Source organism: Lacipirellulaceae bacterium (assembly GCA_040218535.1).
Classification (GTDB): Bacteria; Planctomycetota; Planctomycetia; order Pirellulales; family Lacipirellulaceae; genus Adhaeretor.
In genome coordinates this window covers 1059567-1077961 of sequence record JAVJRG010000012.1, presented here as the reverse complement: position 1 = coordinate 1077961, position 18395 = coordinate 1059567, and the positions used below count along the sequence as shown (strand labels likewise).

General features: G+C 56.4%; 12 protein-coding genes. 8 read left to right on the top strand and 4 right to left on the bottom strand.

Going from position 1 to position 18395, the window contains the following annotated elements; translation table 11 throughout:
- The first annotated feature begins 43 nt into the window (after positions 1–43).
- On the top strand, positions 44–2146 hold the full coding sequence (locus tag RIB44_18385; protein ID MEQ8618545.1) for a thioredoxin domain-containing protein: 2103 nt from the start codon (positions 44–46) through the stop codon (positions 2144–2146).
- Between the two features lie 6 nt (positions 2147–2152).
- On the opposite strand, the gene RIB44_18380 is transcribed toward RIB44_18385, so the two are convergent.
- Together RIB44_18380 and larC are read right to left on the bottom strand one after the other, a co-directional pair.
- On the bottom strand, positions 2153–2560 hold the full coding sequence (locus tag RIB44_18380) for a hypothetical protein (GenBank protein ID MEQ8618544.1): 408 nt from the start codon (positions 2558–2560) through the stop codon (positions 2153–2155).
- Between the two features lie 118 nt (positions 2561–2678).
- Positions 2679–3848: a nickel pincer cofactor biosynthesis protein LarC gene (larC, locus tag RIB44_18375; GenBank protein MEQ8618543.1), complete on the bottom strand. Its 1170-nt coding sequence runs from the start codon at positions 3846–3848 to the stop codon at positions 2679–2681.
- 242 nt (positions 3849–4090) lie between these two features.
- Between larC and RIB44_18370 the strand changes: the two genes are divergently transcribed.
- The 5 genes from RIB44_18370 to smpB all read left to right on the top strand — a co-directional run bounded on the left by RIB44_18370 (position 4091) and on the right by smpB (position 7580).
- The gene (locus tag RIB44_18370) at positions 4091–4465 is read left to right on the top strand and encodes a nucleotide pyrophosphohydrolase (protein ID MEQ8618542.1); all 375 of its coding nucleotides are present in this window, start codon (positions 4091–4093) and stop codon (positions 4463–4465) included.
- On the top strand, positions 4465–5607 hold the full coding sequence (locus RIB44_18365) for an ATP-grasp domain-containing protein (GenBank protein ID MEQ8618541.1): 1143 nt from the start codon (positions 4465–4467) through the stop codon (positions 5605–5607). Before RIB44_18370 ends, RIB44_18365 begins: the two co-directional genes overlap by 1 nt.
- A gap of 33 nt (positions 5608–5640) precedes the next feature.
- A complete protein-coding gene (locus RIB44_18360) occupies positions 5641–6123 on the top strand; it encodes a YfcE family phosphodiesterase (protein MEQ8618540.1) in 483 nt (160 codons plus the stop codon).
- A gap of 454 nt (positions 6124–6577) precedes the next feature.
- Complete coding sequence (locus RIB44_18355) at positions 6578–6916, top strand: hypothetical protein (protein ID MEQ8618539.1); 339 nt, start codon at positions 6578–6580, stop codon at positions 6914–6916.
- A gap of 109 nt (positions 6917–7025) precedes the next feature.
- Positions 7026–7580 carry an SsrA-binding protein SmpB gene (gene smpB / locus RIB44_18350; GenBank protein ID MEQ8618538.1) on the top strand — a complete coding sequence of 185 codons (555 nt, stop codon included), beginning with the start codon at positions 7026–7028 and terminating at the stop codon, positions 7578–7580.
- Positions 7581–7612: 32 nt separating this feature from the next.
- Here smpB and RIB44_18345 read toward each other — a convergent pair whose 3' ends face one another.
- The gene (locus tag RIB44_18345; GenBank protein MEQ8618537.1) at positions 7613–8866 is read right to left on the bottom strand and encodes a beta-ketoacyl-[acyl-carrier-protein] synthase family protein; all 1254 of its coding nucleotides are present in this window, start codon (positions 8864–8866) and stop codon (positions 7613–7615) included.
- 231 nt (positions 8867–9097) lie between these two features.
- On the opposite strand from RIB44_18345, the gene RIB44_18340 reads away from it, so the two are divergent.
- Together RIB44_18340 and RIB44_18335 are read left to right on the top strand one after the other, a co-directional pair.
- Positions 9098–10228 (top strand): fatty acid desaturase, encoded by a 1131-nt coding sequence (locus RIB44_18340; protein ID MEQ8618536.1) that lies wholly within the window; start codon positions 9098–9100, stop codon positions 10226–10228.
- Between the two features lie 120 nt (positions 10229–10348).
- Positions 10349–11158, top strand: a complete 810-nt coding sequence (locus RIB44_18335; protein MEQ8618535.1) for a MerR family transcriptional regulator — start codon at positions 10349–10351, stop codon at positions 11156–11158.
- Between the two features lie 113 nt (positions 11159–11271).
- Here RIB44_18335 and uvrA read toward each other — a convergent pair whose 3' ends face one another.
- Positions 11272–18357: an excinuclease ABC subunit UvrA gene (gene uvrA / locus RIB44_18330; protein MEQ8618534.1), complete on the bottom strand. Its 7086-nt coding sequence runs from the start codon at positions 18355–18357 to the stop codon at positions 11272–11274.
- Between the last annotated feature and the right edge of the window lie 38 nt (positions 18358–18395).

Below are 18395 nucleotides of genomic sequence, written 5' to 3'. Positions count from 1 at the left end.
ATGCCCTGCGAAAGCAGGGAGCCCCCTTTGCCTCAAGCTAGTTATGCCCAACCACCTCGCCGACGAATCCTCTCCCTATCTTCTCCAACACAAGAACAACCCTGTGGATTGGTATCCGTGGGGTGAGGAGGCGTTGGCCAAATCGAAAGAGGAAAACAAGCCGATCTTTCTCTCGATCGGGTACTCAGCGTGCCACTGGTGCCACGTAATGGAGCACGAATCGTTTGAGGACGAGGAGATTGCCAAGTACGTCAACGAGCATTTCATCGCCGTAAAGGTTGATCGCGAAGAACGGCCGGACATCGACCAGATCTACATGAATGCCGTGCAGATGATGACTGGTCGCGGCGGCTGGCCGATGACCGTATTTCTCACTCCCGATCTCAAGCCGTTTTTCGCGGGCACCTATTTCCCTCCCAAACGAAGAGGCCAGCACGCTGGCTTCGACGAGGTCCTCCGTGCCGTCAACGACGCTTGGACCAACCGGCAAGAGCAAGTCGTTGAGGGAGCCGACAAGATCACGGAGCAGTTGCAATCGCAAGATACCGCTTCGGGCGAATTGTCCCGAGATTTGATTCACGAAGCCGCGAAGAGCCTACAGCATTCTCACGACCCAACCTGGGGCGGCTTTGGCCAGGCACCGAAGTTCCCTCACACGATGGATCTGCAATTGCTGCTGCGTCATTGGTTCCGCACCGGAGACAATGCTTCGCTCGCCGCGGTCCAGACGACGCTCGACCGTATGGCCGCTGGTGGTATCTATGATCATTTGGGGGGTGGTTTCGCGCGCTACTCAGTCGACGCACGTTGGCTCGTGCCGCACTTTGAGAAGATGCTCTACGACAACGCCCTGCTGACATTGATCTATCTTGATGCGTTTTTGGTCACTGGCGATGTTAATTACAAGCTAGTTATTCAAGAAACGCTTGACTACATCCTCCGCGACATGACCGATGAGGCGGGTGCCTTTTACAGCACCGAAGATGCTGATAGCGAGGGAGAGGAAGGAAAGTTTTACATTTGGACGCTTTCGCAGCTTGAGGAAGTCCTTGGAGCTGAAGCGGCCGAAACTTTCGCCCGCGTCTATGACGTTACTGAGCAGGGCAACTTTGAAGATCCGCATCATCCCAAGCCAGCAGACGCTGAAAAGACGAGTATTCTCAACCTACCCAAGACCATCACCCAAGCAGCCAACGTGTTGGGACGCGATGAAACGGAACTGAGAAAAGAACTCGATACCAGTCGTGCCAAGCTGTTTGCCGCTCGCGAAAAACGTGTCCACCCTGGCAAGGATGACAAAGTGATCGTCGCCTGGAATGGCCTAATGATTGACGCGATGGCCCGTGCGGGGGTGGCTCTTGATGAACCGCGGTACGTCGATGCCGCGAGAAAGTGTGCAGACTTCCTATTAGAAAATCTCCGGCGCGAAGATGGTCGCCTGCTTCACACTTGGCGGCATGGCAAGGCGAAGCTTGATGCTTACCTCGACGATTATTCTGCGCTAGCCAATTCTTTGGTCACGCTTTACGAGACCACGTTCGAGGGAAAGTACCTGGAGTCGGCGGTTGAACTAACCGGCATGATGGAAGAGCACTTCTCCGATCCCGATGCCGGTGGTTACTTCTACACAGCGGATGATCACGAGCAGCTGATTACTCGCAACAAAGACTTCATGGACAACGCCACGCCGTGTGGCAACTCGCTAGCAGCCACGCTGCTGGTGCGGCTGGCAAAGCTCACCGGGGATAGCAAATTCAGCGACGCCGCGGAATCGACGCTCCGCGCCGCAGCAGGGATCATGGAAAAGTATCCCAGTGCTGCGGGGCAAATGCTGATCGCCTTGGATCTGCACATGGGGCCTACGTTTGAGTTGGTTCTCTCAGGTTTGCCTGAGGACCAAAGAACGAGCGAATCGCTCGGAGAAATTCGAGAGCGGTTCTTGCCTCACGTTGTTCTGGCTGGTGCCGTGGGTGCTGAAGCACCCCGGCCACTTGAGAGTTTGCTGGCTGGAAAAGAACCTGAGGAGGGGCAAGATCCGACGCTTTATGTCTGCGAGGATTTCATGTGCCGCGCACCCGTAAAGGGCCTTCAGGGAATTCGAGATGCGCTTGAGAAGTTAGGGCGAACCGATACGATTCTTCAGTAGGTTTTGCTAAGCGAATCGCTTGCTTTCCTCTTGGGCCTCGCGCAACTCCGCCAAGAGTTGCTCCATCCGCTCGATTTGCCCGCTGCTCGTCTCGATCAGTTGTTCGAGCATGACGATCTTTGACGTGAGTTGACCGTTGGCGTCGCGGGCCATTTCGTGCAGTTCAACTTTCTCACGCTGAATGTGGGCGCTAGCGTCTCGATACGCGCCATCCCAGGCGTCGGCGGGGCGGGGTTGTGATTCGATGGCGGGGCCACGGCCCCCGGTGAGTTTTGCTCGACCGCGGCCTATGCGCCGGTAAGTCTTGCGAACCAACATAATGGTGATCAACGCCACCCCGGCGAGAAACATCAACGAACCACGAAGCTCGGGGCTGAGGTTGTCGAGTAAGGCGACTGGCAGGGGAACATCCATGATTCAAACCGACGGTGTTGTCTTCATCTTCTCTGAGCCGTGAAGCGTTAGCTCTCGGGTCGGAGCTCTCCCAAGTACAACCCGAGAGCTTACGCTGCTCGGCTCAGGAGGTTTATTTCTAGTACGCTTCTCGCGCTTCCTGTTGAACTTTGGCGAGTGGCACTTTGTGTGATTCAGCCGCCGCCGCCGCATCATCATGCTCGGGGGAGAACTTTTCGCTTCCATCGGGCAACTGAGCCACCATTCCACGAAGTGGCCCATACCTAGTATCGACCGTCACCGCCCGTCGCGGCAGAACAAGTCGTTCGACGATCGTTCTTCTCAGCCCTAGCGTACTCGTTTCGCGGAAAATGATCTCCGCCAGTTTCTCAGCAATCTCGCCGCGGCACTGAACTGCTAGCAGTGTCCCAGGACGGCCCTTTTTCATCTGCAACGGCGAAAGCGCCACGTCGAGCGCTCCAGCCTGCCAAAGTTGCTCGACACAATAGCTGAGCGACTCTCCCGTCAGATCATCGAGATTGGTCTCCAAGAGGACAACGGAATCGGTATCTGGAGAAGCGGCTGGTTCTTCAGCCGCGGCTTCGCCAACCAGGAGCCGCAGCAAATTCGGATGGGAGAAATCCTTCTGACCGGCGCCGTATCCGATCGTTTCGATCTTCATTGCCGGTATGGGGCCGAACTCGTCGACCATCGCTGCCACGATCGCAGCCCCGGTTGGCGTGGTCAGCTCACCTTCAATGTTGCTTGCTGCTAGAGGCACTCGTTGGAGTAGTTCAGCCGTTGCCGGCGCTGGAATCGAGCACCTGCCGTGAGCAATCTCCACGAAACCCGTCCCTGTGGGAACTGGGGCACAGACAATTCGATCGACGCCCAGCAGATCCCAAGCGATCGCGGAGCCCACAATGTCCGCGATTGAATCGACCGCACCGACTTCGTGGAAATGCACTTTCTCGATCGTCGAACCGTGGACCTTGGCTTCCGCTTGGGCGAGCTTGTGGAAAATCTTAAGCGCTAACTCGCGCTGCCGGGGCGAGAGCCCGCTCCCTTCGATCATCGCTTCGATATGGTGCAAATGCCGATGGGCGTGCTCGGGCTCGTGTTCGACCGTGAGTTGCAACGCGCGAAAGGCTTGCTTCTTTACTTCTTCGGTTTTGAGCGAACAACTGGGCAGTCCGAGAGAGTCGATCCCCGTTTGCACCGTGGCGAGCTTCACACCGGCATCGACCAGGGCACCAAGCATCATATCGCCGCTGACTCCGCTGGCGCAATCCAAGTAGGCAATTCTCATCTATCTATTCTTCGCGAGTTGATTCAAGGTTCGTGCGGTTCGTAGTTCCGCCTTTATGCGGTTTCACAATCAAACATTTCGCAATTTTGTTTAGCCGCATAAAGGCGGAACTACGAACTAATCTACCTGCCAGGACGTAGCTGCGTAATGCCCGCGGCTTGCGCCGGGGGCTAGGAGAACGCCTGCTATAGCGCTATGATGCTTCACCACTATCATCTGGCCCCAAACCCCTCGCCTCTCTGATGAGCGATTCCTCTACCACCGTCCAGGAACTACGCCAACTTGTTGGTAACTTCATTGAAGAACGTGATTGGCGACAATTTCACGCGCCGAAGAATCTCTCGATGGCGCTGGCAATTGAGGCGGCTGAACTGATGGAGCACTTCCAGTGGATTGGCGTCAACGACTCCCGCGATGTCCCCGCCGATAAGGAAAAGCTCGCTGAGGTTGGCGAGGAACTGGCGGACGTGATCGCCTACGCATTAGCACTTGCCAACGAGCTGGAAATCGACCTCTCCAATACCCTCCGGGCGAAAATGGCGAAGAATGTCGAGAAGTACCCGGTTGAGGAATTCCGCGATACGTTGCCGGCCCACGATCACGGTCGTGAAAAGTGATGCGTCGCCTGGCCATCCTTGGGGCGAGTGCGAGAGCCGCAGCTTTCTCAGCCATGCGTGCGGGCTACGAAGTCGTCACTTGTGATCTGTTTGCAGATGCGGATTTACGGGCTTGCGGCGTGGAAGCTCATCAGGTGGAAAGCTATCCCGAGGGGTTCTTGGGGTGGCTTAGCCGCGAGCGGTTTCAGGGGTGGCTCTACACCGGAGGGCTCGAGAACTATCCCACGCTTGTAGAGAGAATGGCATCTCAGTGCGATCTTTTGGGAATGTCGGGCAAGATCCTGCGGGAAGTCCGTTCGCCGTTGAAACTTTCGCGCTGGCTGGGCGACCACTTTCCAGAAACTCAGACCACTCCAAAAGGCCTACCCACCGATGGAAGCTGGCTGGTGAAAAGTTACCGTGGTGCGGGCGGTTCAGGAGTGCGCTCTTTAACCGAGAGTGAGCTCGACAGCACTGCCAAGAGCCCCAAGCGGTACTATCAGCGCCGAGTGGAGGGCCTGCCAGCGTCTGCGGTATTCGTCGGCGACGGCGAGCAGACCGTCTTGCTAGGAATCTCTGAACAGCTTGTGGGCGAGGCGTGGACAGGGGCCTCGCCCTTTGACTATTGCGGCTCGATTGCAGGCATCAACTTGCCAGAGGCAGTGAGGCGTGCGATCAAGCAAATCGGTCAAAAGCTGACCGCACGATTTCAGCTACAGGGACTCTTCGGCATCGACTTCATGATCGATGACACGCAGGTTTGGGTTCTTGAGGTCAATCCACGCTGGACGGCCTCTGTGGAACTGATTGAACAGACTTACCGCTTCAATGCGATTGAATATCACTTAGCAGCCTGTCTGGAGGGAAAGCTACCAAAGCCGCCAGCCATCGAGAGTTTCGGCAGAATACTTGGCAAAGCCATCGTTTTCGCCAGTCAGCCCGCAACGGCAAGTAAGAAGTTCACTTCAGATTGCCTCGCACAGCGTGGCTCCCTCGATTCCCCAGAGCTTGCTGACATTCCCAACTTCGGAACAAGTCTTGAGCAGGGAAATCCTGTCTGCACGGTATTTGCCTCAGGCGTAGATCGCGAGACCGTCGTGAATCAATTACGGGAAAAGACGAATGCTGTCCTAGACAAGCTGAGCGATCCAACACACGCTTAATTGCTCGGTTTCTCTGCAATTGGATCTAACACTATGCGACTAGGCATCGTCAGCGACTCCCACGGTCACACGGAATTCGTCATTCCGGCGATCCGCATGCTCGAGTCTCTGGAAGTTGATCGTGTGTTGCACTGCGGCGACATCGGCTCGCCGGAAGTTGTCGAACTGTTCAAGCCTTGGCCCACGGACTTTGTCTTTGGAAATTGCGACAGCAATCAGGGAGAGCTCACCCAGGCGATTGCTGCTGCCGGACTGACCTGCCATCAGCTCTTCGGAGAGTTGGAAATCGAAGGCAAGCGGATCGCGCTTCTTCATAGCCACGATCGGGTCCGCTTTCGTGAGACGCTGGAAAGCGGGCAGTGGGACCTCGTCTGCTACGGACACTCCCACGTCGCCTCGATTGACCAGCATGGGCCAACCGTCGCCCTAAACCCCGGGGCTCTCTATCGGGCGAATCCGCACTCGTTGGCGATTGTCGACCTGCCGGAATTGCAGGCACAGATTGTCGCTCTGTGAAGCAGCCGCTTCGAATCCTCGCAAAAACTTCGGATTTCTCGGAATCCATAGGCTCACGTTCTGGCGAGGAAAACATCTATTATTAGGCAGTTTGACCAAAGACACCGCTTTCCGGCGCTGGTGAAGTGCTGGCACGGGAGCGAACTCATGTTGCGTCAAACCGCTCATTATCGTAGATCGGCATACAACTTGCTGCTTCTGTCCTAAAGGATTTGCCGAGAGGCGAGGCAGCAGGCTAGCCGATGAGACTGTTGTGGAGTTCCTTCAAAGAACTCTCACATGAGCTTCATCAAAAGTTGGTTGTTTCGATCTACTTTGGCAGTGCGTCAAATATGGCGTCCTTCCCCAACACTGGGAGGAACCGATCCAGGTTCTGACCAGCCCGCCTTTAGGCACCCGCCTAACGTGCGAGGTCGTACAACCTACCGACTTCGCCTTCTTTGGAGTGAGAAAGATGAGTGAAAAGAAACCGGCCTCAGAGCCATCGCCACCAACTGATGGCCTTGAAGCCAACAGCAGCGCCCTCCTGGACGAAGCTGAACAAATGATTTGGGCCTTGCTCGATGATGAAATCGCTGAGCAGGATGTCAAGAAGCTGGAGACAATGCTTGCGGATAACGAAGCTGTCCGGCAACGTTACATCGAGTGCACACAGTTGCATGTCGATCTGAAAGAGCATTTTGCCCCGACATCCTCAACAAATGTGCCTGAGCCGGATGGCAGTGGGATTATCAGCAAACTGATTGCTGAGCACATGCCAACACCCGGGATCAACCCACCGGTTACCGACTAGCATCGTCGGTGACCATTTGGGGCAGCAACACAGCAGCCGTCGTTCACTGAACGTGCGGCTGCTGTGTTTTTTCATGCGCTGTGGCTGTGTTTACCGCTACGCTGTGTTAATGAGCTCCGCTCTGGTAAGTTATTGTATTCATTCCAAGCACCATCAAGTCGAGGACAGTCCAACGGGCAAGAAGAATAAAAAGAAGGCGGCCAAGGAAGAAAATAAGAATGAGAAGGCCATCGCCAACAATCGCAAGGCTAGGCACAACTACGAAGTGCTCGACACGCTCGAGTGCGGGATCAAGCTAGTCGGCAGCGAAGTGAAAAGCCTGCGCGCAGGGGAGGTTTCCATTGAGGAGGCCTACGCGCGAGTCATCAAAGGCGAGGTCTACCTCATCCAGTGCGACATTGCCGAGTACAAATACAGCAATACTCAGAACCACCAGCCCCGCCGCCAACGCAAATTACTGATGCACCGCCACGAGATCGCCAAGTTCGCCAGTAGTGCCTACGAGAAGAATCTGACTCTGGTGCCCCTGAAGCTCTACTTCAAACGTGGCCGCGTGAAAGTCTTGCTGGGAATCTGCCGCGGGAAGAAGACGTTCGACAAGCGGGAGTCGCTCAAGAAGAAGGACATGCAGCGGGATATTGATCGGGCGATGCGGGGGCGGTGAGCGTCGTCATTGGCTCTTCGTGCCTGTTTCAATTACGAAGCCTCAATCACCAACGCCACCGCCTGCCCCGTTGAGCGATGGTTGAGTGCGATTACTGTATTCTTTTCACTCGCCGGCATCTCACTCACGACGTTTACTGGGCAGGTCGCATCGGGTGTGTCGTAGTTCAGTGTGGGCGGAATCTTGCCGCGTTGCATCGCTAGAAGGCTAATCGCCAGTTCAATCGCACCGCTGCCTGCACCGAGGTGGCCGAAATAGCTCTTCGGCGCTGTCACTGGAACATCTCCAAGAGTTTCGCGAATCGCTTGCGCTTCGATCTGGTCATCGTATTGGGTACTTAAACCATGCGCGTTGACGTGACCGATATCCACTTTGGCGAGGCCTGAGCGCTCGATCGCTGTTTCGATTGCCTGATGTATCGCCTTGCCGCTTGGCTTTTGAGAGAACGCGGTCGCTTCGCTGCGACGACCGTAGCCGCTGACTTTGCCAAGAATCTTCGCGCCGCGTGCTTCGGCATGTTGGCGACTCTCCAAGATGAACATCGCCGCACCTTCACCGCTCACCGTACCATCGCGATCGGCATCAAAGGGACGAACGATTGAGCCTGGATCTTCAAGCCGTTCTGTCAGCCCCAACGAGCCGTGCCACATGAGGTCCATCCAATTCAGGCGTGAACTGTTCCCGCCAGCAATCATGAGGTCTGCATGGCCACGCTCGATGACGTTCGTGGCCTCGATGATTGCCGAAAGCCCAGAGACCTCGCCCGCGACGATTGAATTTGTCGGGCCGCGAGCATCGTGGAAAATCCCGATGTGGCAGGGGGTCATATTGGGCAGGAACTTCAGCAGCCAAAGCGGCTGAATCTCTGGCATGCCCTCGGGGCCCCAGCGAGAAAAGTCGAACTTGCCGCCGGTGTCGCAAGCATGGATTGCCGCGGCTAGCTCTAAGGTTTCTGGGGCAAACATATTAGCGCCGTTGATCGCGCCAAAGCGTTCTGGGTCGATGCTGGCGTCGTCGAGCCCCGATTCATGCCAGGCGATCTCGGCGGCAGCAAACCCAAGCTGCGTTTCGCGCGACATCACTTTGAGGCTCTTCCGCGGCTTGACGAAGCGTTTTGCCTCAAAATCGACCACCGTGCCGCAGATGGGGACTGGCAACTCCGCCTCGACCAATTCAGGAACATGACGGACGCCGCTGGTACGATTCTCGATCGAGGACCAAACCTCGTCGTTGCCCACGCCGATTGGCGAGACGATTCCCACGGCGGTGATGACGACTTCGTTCACTTGATCGAAAGGCTCGAGAATTCCCAGCAAAAAGCGTAATTAGCAACATCAGCAGAGCAGGTCAGTTTATCCACGCCTGGGGCGGCTCACAACCAGACCAGGCCCTGCGCTCGCTGGCCAGCCGGTTACGGGCAGGATAGACTTGCGTGTAGTAACGCTGAGACTGGTTGTACGCTTTGACACTCAGGGCACGAGCCCTGGATGACCCACGATTGAAGGTATGAAGAGACTGTGAGTGAGACTTCCCAAACCCTTGAGACAAGCCCCAATGGTGAGTTCTCGCTGTCGCAAGCGAGAAGCATCGTCGGCGAATTTTTCAAACCGAATCCGTGGATCTTCTGGCCCGATTTTCTGATTAGTTGGACAGTCGGTCTGATCTGTTTTGGTCTGGTGCTTCAACCCGAGAAAGTCACCGACAACGTAGCACTCCACTGGCCGCTTTCGATTCTCTTTTTTACCGTTTCCGGGTTGCTCTATTACCGGAGTGTGTTGTTCATTCACGAGTTGGTCCATATCCGTGCGGGAGAGTTCACAGCCTTTCGGATCGTTTGGAATCTGCTCTGTGGAATTCCTTTTCTTGTTCCGACGTTTCTCTACTACACGCATCTCGATCATCATCGCCGGAAGCACTACGGAACGAGCGAAGACGGGGAATACATTCCGCTAGCGCGATTGCCCATCTGGCAGTTGTTCGTTTACCTGGCCCAGATCCCCCTCGTACCGATTCTAGCCGTGATTCGGTTTGGGCTGCTCACGCCCCTGACTTGGATCAGTAGGCCGATTCGTGATTTGGTCCATCGGCGCGCTTCGTCGATGATTATGGACCCGATGTACATCCGCCCGCTACCAACGAAGCGCGTCCTGCGTATCATCCGCATACAAGAAGTCGGTTGCTTTCTGTTCATTTGGTTCATAGGAATCAGGTTCTTCACCAGCTTCGGTTTGCTGGCGACCGAGCCGCTCCCCAAGATGTTGCTCGTTCAGATTTATCTCACGGCGATATTCATCCTCACACTCAATGCATTAAGAACATTGGGCGCACATCGTTGGACGAACAACGGCGAAGAGATGAACTTCGTCGATCAGATGCTCGACTCGGTGAACTATCCGTACAACCCCATCCTCGGTGCGTTGTGGGCTCCCGTGGGATTGAGGTTTCATGCGTTGCATCACATCTTTCCGACGATGCCCTATCACGCCCTCGCCACGGCTCACAAGCGTCTGATGGCGGAACTGCCTGCAGATTCACCTTATCGACGCTGCGAAGCGCGGACCTTGACCGGGGCACTTTGGCTGCTCTGGAAGCGGGCTCGCAATAGTGGGCGAGGCGTACCGCCGACCGAGATCGCTGCTCCAGCGTAGCGAACGCCTGGAGACGGGTCTTCGCGAATTATCTGATTGAGTCGCTTGACCCTCCCGTTGCTGGAGGCTGTAGACTGGTGCTTGTCACACAAGATAGCTCCTCAGACAGTCCGGTCCAGCATGTTCAGCATCGGCGAGTTTTCGAAGATTACCGGCCTTTCGGTGAAGACGCTTCGTTTTTATCACGAAGCGGGGCTGCTTACGCCCTCACACGTCGATCCCCAGACCAACTACCGCTACTACAACGCTGAGAGGGTCGAACTGGCCCGCGTCATCTCCGCACTGAGGGAATTTGACTTCCCACTCAGCGACATCTCCGAAATTCTTTCTTCCTGCGAAGACGAATCAGAAATCCTCGAATACCTGAATCAGCAAAAGGAAGTCATCCAAGAGCGTATGCGGAGCGACCGACGCATCGTGCAATCCTTGACCACCATCGTCAACAAAGAAACGGAGGCGATCACCGCCATGCAGTCTTCAGCCTTTGAAATTGAAAAGAAGCAGATTCAACCCATGCTTGTTGCTGGAGTCCGCATGAAGGGCAAATATAGTGATTGCGGCCAAGGCTTTGCAAAGATTGGACGCAAATATGGCCGTCACATCAACGGCAAACCAATGTTGCTCTGCTACGACAGCGAGTACAAGGCCGAAGACGCCGACTTTGAACCGTGCATGCCTGTTCACAAGGGGGAGAGCAAGGAAGAGATCGTCGTACGCGAACTACCAGGCGGACAAGCGCTGACACTGCTGCATAAGGGACCCTACGACCAACTTGGTCGTTCTTACGAAAAGATTATTCAGCACGCGAAAGACCAAGGGCTTGAATTCAGTAGCCCCACTCGCGAGGTCTACTTGAAAGGCCCGGGAATGATCTTCAAAGGAAACCCGCAGAAGTATCTCACGGAAATTCAGTTGATGCTGAAACAGTAAAACCACACTCCGTGTGGTTAGTAACTGATTAAACGAATACCAACCCAGGAACACTGCGTTCACAGAAGACATCACGAATTCGATGCGCTCACCACGCGGAGCGTGGTGTTACTTTATGCCATCGCGCCACGCACCGCGTCGAGATGCTCAGCCAGGAACTCCGGTAAGTCTCCTTGTTGTAGATCTTCGATTGAAGTGAAGCGGAACTTCACTTGGTCACGGTCGTCGGCTTCCGTTTTGATGATTCGCTGGGAGCCGATCTCGGCGATCCGCCCTGTCGCGAAGGCACCGTTGGGGCCGTTCAGCGCGAGGTCGACGCCGGCGAGCCGCTTCGTGTAGACACTCGCCCACGGTTCGCTGTTGCCAGGGACCATCAGGTGGATCACTTGCTGGTTGTTCCAGAGGAATTGCGGCTCGCCGGTACCTATCGTTTCGTCGGTCGTTTCGTCGGCTGCCTCAGTGGCAGTTTCTGAGAGCAGTTCCAGCAGTTCTTCAAGCAGCTCGGTCGGCCACTCGATCTTCTTCCCCGGCGGGAATCCTTTCCGGGCGAGGTGCCACTTCTTGCCGAGCTTCTTCCACGGCATCACATCCTCGGGCTTTTGCTCAACGCGGTCCGTGAACTTCTTGAACCCCTCAACCGCCTTCTCCACAAATGCCCAGAACGCGGGCGTGTCGATCTCCTCCCAACTGTGAGCGGCGATTTGTACTTCCTGGAAGGGACCACGGAGGTTCTTGCACTTCACGCGTGGGTCGCGTCCGTAGGCCTCGATTTCGGGAATGTCGTTGAGCGGCTTCAGGCCGAGATCGACCACGAGCTCGTCTCGCTGGAAAGTCTTTTTGGCGGTGCGGAACTTCAGCTTCAGCAGCCAGGGCTCGCCGGTAATGGCATGGAAGAACCAACCGTCGGACTTTTTCTCTGCCGCGATTTCTACGACGGTCCGTTTGCTCCAGTCGGTGGCGCTAAACTCTCCAAGCTCTTGGATCCGCTCTTCAAGCGTGTCGAGGATCTTGCCGTCCCAGTGGCAAAGCTCGCCGGCGCGGGTAATGCGGTCTTTGGTGTGCCAACGACGGCCATCGACCTCCCAAGGCATGTCGATCTCCGCGCCGAGCTCGGCGATGTCCATATCGCCCTGCTTGGGTGCCATGGCGGCTTCGAAGTCGAAGATTTCGCGTTTCTCGTGGGGGCCTTCATTGAGAGTCGGGGCTAAGACGCGAGCGGTGTGAGATACTGCTTTCGACTTCTTGCCCTTGGGTGGTTTCGCGAGCTTCGCAATATCTTCTGGTGTGCCGTAAGCAACGACTTGGCCCCCTTCAGCACCGGCCTCGGGGCCGATGTCAATGATCCAGTCGCATTGCTTGATCACATCCAGGTTATGCTCGATCACGACAACCGTGTTGCCCAGATCGACCAGACGATGCAGCACGTCGAGCAGCTTACGGATGTCGTCGAAGTGCAAACCGGTGGTTGGTTCGTCGAGCAAGTAAAGCGTCCGCCCCGTATCGGGCCGGGAAAGCTCGGCAGCCAGTTTTACCCGCTGCGCTTCACCACCCGACAAGGTTGCCGCACTCTGGCCGAGGGCAACGTAGTCGAGCCCCACGTCAACCAGCGTTTGTAGAATCTTGCGAATCTTGGGAATGTTCTCGAACAGCTCGACCGCCTCGCCGCAGGACATCTCCAGCACGTCGGAAATCGAACGACCTCGATATTCAACTTCCAACGTCTCCGGGTTGTAGCGTTTTCCATTGCAAGTATCGCAAGGCACCCACACGTCGGGAAGAAAATGCATCTCGATGCAATTCTGCCCGGCTCCGTCGCACGCATCACAGCGCCCCCCCGGCACGTTGAAGCTGAATCGCCTTGCTGAGTACCCTCGCAGCTTCGCATCGGGAAGTTGAGAAAAGAGTTCCCGGATGTGATCGAACAATCCGGTATAGGTTGCCGGATTGGACGAAGGCGTGTTCCCCAACGGACGCTGATCGACGCGGATCACTTTGTCGATTCTTTCAATTCCCACCAGCCGATCATGAGCCCCAGGGATCGTCTTGGCACGATGCAAGGTTCTCGCAAGTTGAGCGTGTAGCACGTCCTCGACCAGGGAACTCTTCCCGCTCCCCGAAACGCCCGTCACGGCTGTGAGCGTGCCAAGCGGGAAATCAACATCGATGTTCTTCAGGTTGTGATGCCTCGCCCCTTTGACCGTGAGCTTCCCGTCCATCAGGTCCGCATCTCGGCGATTCGTTGGAACGGCGATTCCCTTCTTGCCGCTCAAGTAGGGCCCGGTGACGCTTTTCCGCCGCTTGGCGACTTCGTCGGGCGTACCTCGTGCGACGATCTCGCCACCGAGACGTCCGGCCGCAGGGCCGAAGTCGAGCAAGTTGTCCGCCCCATCGATCACCTCACGGTCGTGTTCGACGACAAGCAACGTGTTGCCCAAATCACGAAGCTTGTGCAGCGCCGCGACCAGTCGGGCGTTATCGCGCGGGTGCAGGCCAATCGTTGGCTCATCGAGCACGTACAGCACTCCAACTAAGCCACTGCCGACCTGGCTCGCTAGGCGAATTCGTTGCGACTCACCACCGGAAAGCGTCGGAGCGGAGCGGCCAATCGTCAAATAATCGAGTCCCACATCCACTAAGAATGTCAGCCGATTGTTGATTTCGCGAACGAGTTCGCCCGCGATCTTTTTCTGGTTCGCCGGCAGCTTCCATTTCTTCACAACCGACAGCAGTTGAGCGAGCGGTGTGCGACAATACTCGGCAATCGTGCGGCCTTGGAATTTCACCGCGGAAGCATCCTCACGCAACCGGCTGCCGCCGCATTCACTACATTCGATCTCGCCGGTGAGATGTTCCAACCGACCTCGCAAACGCGGCGACATGCGTGAGGCTTCTTCAAGTGCGGGATACAGCCCCTTGTATTGGAAATGAAAAGTGACCGAAGCCGATGCCTTCGCCGCTTTCGTCTTCTTCGATGTTTGCTTGCCAGCTACCTTCACTTCGATCCAATCGTCCCCGGTTCCGTACATCACAGTACGACGATGCTTGGGCGGGAGTTGATCAAAGGGCACATCCAGCGGTACGCCGGTCTGTTCCGAGAGGGCTTCCAGCATAGCCCGAAACAGCGGTTGCTCCATCTTCGGCCAGACCAGTACCGCTCCTTCGGCAAGTGTCATGCTCATACTGCGGAATAGCACCGCCGGGTTCGCACCCAAATCCGTACCCAACCCCTCACAGGCGTGACACCAGCCGAGCGTACTGTTGAATGAAAAATGATGGGGCGAGAGGGGCTCGAAACTGCGTCCGCACTCGCCACAAACGAGATGCTGGCTGTGAATGCGTACCGGCCAGCGTTTCTCAGGCGTGTCTTCTTGAACGATTGCCAAGTGGAGAATTCCTTTCCCCAGTGCCAAGGTATTCTCGATACTGTCGGCTAAACGCCCGCGACTGGCTTTCTTGATCGTCACGCGATCAACAATCACCTCGACTTCATGCTTCTTACGACGATCAATCGAGGGCATCGCGTCCAGTTGATGTGTCTCACGATCAACACGAACCCGCTGGTAACCATCGGCTCGCAGTTTCTCCCAGAGGTCTTCGTACTTGTCGCCTTGAGCAAGTGACACGGGTGCCATCAGGTACGCCTTGGTTCCTTCCGGCTCGGAGAGGACTGCGTCGATGACTTCGTCCGAGGATTGCGTGCCGACTTCGCAATCGCAATCGGGACAGTGCATTTGGCCCAGGCGCGAGAGCAAAATACGGAAGTAGTCGTAAATTTCCGTGACGGTCCCCACAGTGGAGCGAGGCGTGTGGCCAGCGCTGCGTTGTTCGATGGCGATCGCCGGGGAAAGCCCTTCGATGTGTTCCAGGGCCGGCTTCTGCATCTGTCCAACGAACTGCCGTGCGTAGGAGCTCAGGCTTTCGACATACCGCCGTTGGCCCTCGGCATAAATCGTATCCATCGCCAGAGACGTCTTGCCCGAACCACTTGGCCCACAAAAAACGGTGAACTCCTCGCGTGGAATTTTCACATCGACATTGCGTAAGTTGTGCTGCTGGGCACCTTGCACGGTAATGTGCGTCGCCTGCTCGATCTGTTTCCGGCGTGTCGCCTTTGCCGCGCCGTTCTGTGCAACGGTACTGTTGAGGTAGGGTGCCAGGGAGTGTCCAGTGTGGGAGACCAAGGGGGAAGGCGGAAGGGGGAGGGGGGAATCCTGGTTGGAGGTTTGGTCCAGAGCTTCCGCCTTTCCCCTTCCGCCTTCCGCCTTTGGCTGCTTCGCAAAAGCCACTACCTCTTCTGGCGTGCCAGCCGTGACGACCCGTCCGCCGTTCTTCCCTCCTTCGGGGCCGATATCGATGATCCAGTCGGCCGTCTTGATCACGTCCAAGTTATGCTCAACAACCAAAACTGTATTTCCGGCATCAACGAAATCGTGCAGCACCTTTAAGAGCAGCTCGATGTCGGCAAAGTGCAGGCCGGTGGTTGGTTCGTCGAGCAAGTAGAGCGTTTTGCCGGTCGATTTTTTTACTAACTCACGAGCGAGCTTGATCCGCTGTGCTTCGCCACCCGAGAGCGTCGGCGAAGGCTGTCCGAGCTTCATGTAGTCGAGACCAACCGCGTGGAGCGTTTCCAGCTTCTCATAAATCTTGGGGATGTTCTCGAAGTGTTTGATCGCTTCTTGGATGTCCATCTCCAACACGTCGGCGATTGACTTGTCGCGATACTTCACCAGCAGCGTTTCGTGATTGAAGCGGTGCCCGTTGCAGACGTTGCACTCGATCCAAACATCGGCCAGGAAGTCCATCTCCAGCTTGTTCGAGCCGTTGCCGCTGCAGGCCTCGCAGCGTCCGCCGACCACATTGAAGCTAAAACGCCCCGGCGGATAGCCGCGACGTTTCGACTCAGGCAGTTGCGTGTAGAGCTTGCGAATCTCGTCGAACACCTTGATGTAAGTGGCTGGGTTGGAACGCGGTGTGCGACCGATGGGTGATTGGTCGATCGCGATCAGCTTGTCGAGGTGCTCCAGCCCCTCAATCGAATCATGTTCGCCGGGCGTTCCCTTGCCGTTGTTCAAATCGCGTCGCAACGCCTCAACGAGAATGTCGTTGACGAGTGAACTCTTCCCGCTCCCTGAAACACCCGTCACGCAGACGAAGGCTCCCAAGGGGATATGAACATCGATGTTCTTGAGGTTGTTGTGTCGGGCACCGCGGATGACGAGTTCGGTTTGCTCACTAGAACCGTTTGAGCGGACATCGATTCGTCTCTTCTTCGGCACCTCGATCTTGCGTCGGCCGGACAGGTACGCCCCGGTGACGCTTTTCTTTTTCTTGGCGACTTGATCGGCGGTCCCTTCACCAACCACTTCGCCACCGCGTACGCCCGGTCCTGGGCCGAAGTCGATGACGTGGTCAGCGGCACGCATGGTGTCTTCGTCATGTTCGACGACGACCACGGTGTTGCCTTGATCGCGCAGTCGTTCAAGCGTCGAAATCAGTCGATCGTTATCACGTGGGTGTAATCCAATCGATGGCTCGTCCAGAATGTAGAGAACGCCGACCAATCCACAGCCGATCTGGCCAGCCAGCCGAATCCGTTGCGTTTCGCCGCCCGAAAGCGTCGGGGCGGTTCGTCCCAGTGAGAGATACTCCAAGCCGACATTTGTGAGAAAACCGAGCCGTCCGCGGATTTCTTTCAGCACTTCCACCGCAATGGTCTGCTGTGTCTTGTCGAGTACCAACCCTGAGAAAAAGTCCGCCGCTTCGCTTAGCGGCAAGCGATTTACCTCGGGAAGTGTTAGGCTCGCCCGGCCTTCAAAAGCCGGATCGGATGTTGTCAGGCGTACCGCGCGGGCCTGCGGGTTCAGCCGCTCACCCTCGCAATCAGGGCAACGGATGACGTTCATGAAGGTCTCGAGCCTCGCGATCAGCGACTTGCGTTTCGCGCCGCGATACTTGTCGAGCAGCTCGGGAATGACACCGTCGAACTCGCCACCGTACTTCTGTCCGCTCTTGCCGGCACGCCAAGTAAACGTGATGTGTTCGTTCCCGGTGCCCCACAGCCAGAGGGATTGCTGCTCTTTGCTCAACTCGCCCCAGGGAGTTTCCAGCAGGTAGCCTTCTTCCAGTCCGAGCTTACGCTCCATTGTTTCGGCAACACCGGCGTAGATGTGCCGTTTCCAACGCCCGAGGTCTTTCCAGGTGCCGATCAGCTCAATCGCACCTTTGGCAAAGGAGAGCGATTCATCCGGTACCAGTTTGTCCGGGTCGAACGAGAACATGTCGCCCAAACCGTCGCACTCGTAGCACATCCCTTGGGGGCTGTTAAAGCTGAACAGTTGGGGCGTGGGCGATTGGAAACTCAACCCGCAAGAGTTGCATGCGTAGTCCGCGGAGAGAAACAGATCGGTCGATTTTTTCTTTTTGCTTGATCGATTTACTTCTCCGTCAACTTCCCCCTCGACAGGGGCGTCCTTAGCAGAAACTTCCGGTGCAACAATGAGATTCCCTTCGCCCAGCTTCAAGCCCAACTCGACCGCTTCAGCTAGGCGACTGCGCACATTAGCGTTAATTGCGAGTCGGTCGATCACCACTTCGATGTCGTGCCGCATCTGCCGATCGAGCGACGGAGCATCGGTGAGCATGACCACTTCGCCATCGACACGGGCACGGACGAAGCCTTTCTTTAGCAAGTCTTCGAAGAGATCGCGGAACTCGCCCTTCTGCCGTCGCACCACGGGCGCAAGGAGCATAAACTTCGTCTTGGCTGGCTGATCGAGAATCCGCGCGATGATCTGCTCGCGCGATTGAGCCGTGATTGGCTGCTGGCACTTGGGGCAATGTCCCTGGCCAACTCTCGCGTAGAGCACGCGAAGGAAATCGTAGATCTCGGTAATCGTCCCCACCGTCGAGCGCGGATTGTTCCCCGAAGACTTCTGGGAAATCGAGATCGACGGACTCAGACCACTAATGTGGTCGACATCCGGCTTGGGCATTTGCCCTAGGAATTGCCGAGCGAACGTCGAAAGACTCTCGACATACCTTCGTTGGCCTTCCGCGTAGAGTGTGTCGAACGCGAGCGAGCTCTTGCCACTGCCGGAAACCCCGGTGAGGCAGATGAGCTTATTGCGCGGCAGAACAAGATCGACATCGCGTAAGTTGTGCTCACGCGCTCGTTTGATAATGATGTCTGAGGCGGGCATTGCGTCCGTGCGGGGGCTCTAAGCGGGGTTGGTCGTGC

Coding starts and splice junctions, on each gene's coding strand:
- RIB44_18385 (MEQ8618545.1), top strand. CDS start 44: ATGCCCAACCACCTCGCCGACGAATCCTCTCCCTATCTTCTCCAACAC.
- RIB44_18380 (MEQ8618544.1), bottom strand. CDS start 2,560: ATGGATGTTCCCCTGCCAGTCGCCTTACTCGACAACCTCAGCCCCGAG.
- larC (MEQ8618543.1), bottom strand. CDS start 3,848: ATGAGAATTGCCTACTTGGATTGCGCCAGCGGAGTCAGCGGCGATATG.
- RIB44_18370 (MEQ8618542.1), top strand. CDS start 4,091: ATGAGCGATTCCTCTACCACCGTCCAGGAACTACGCCAACTTGTTGGT.
- RIB44_18365 (MEQ8618541.1), top strand. CDS start 4,465: ATGCGTCGCCTGGCCATCCTTGGGGCGAGTGCGAGAGCCGCAGCTTTC.
- RIB44_18360 (MEQ8618540.1), top strand. CDS start 5,641: ATGCGACTAGGCATCGTCAGCGACTCCCACGGTCACACGGAATTCGTC.
- RIB44_18355 (MEQ8618539.1), top strand. CDS start 6,578: ATGAGTGAAAAGAAACCGGCCTCAGAGCCATCGCCACCAACTGATGGC.
- smpB (MEQ8618538.1), top strand. CDS start 7,026: ATGAGCTCCGCTCTGGTAAGTTATTGTATTCATTCCAAGCACCATCAA.
- RIB44_18335 (MEQ8618535.1), top strand. CDS start 10,349: ATGTTCAGCATCGGCGAGTTTTCGAAGATTACCGGCCTTTCGGTGAAG.
- uvrA (MEQ8618534.1), bottom strand. CDS start 18,357: ATGCCCGCCTCAGACATCATTATCAAACGAGCGCGTGAGCACAACTTA.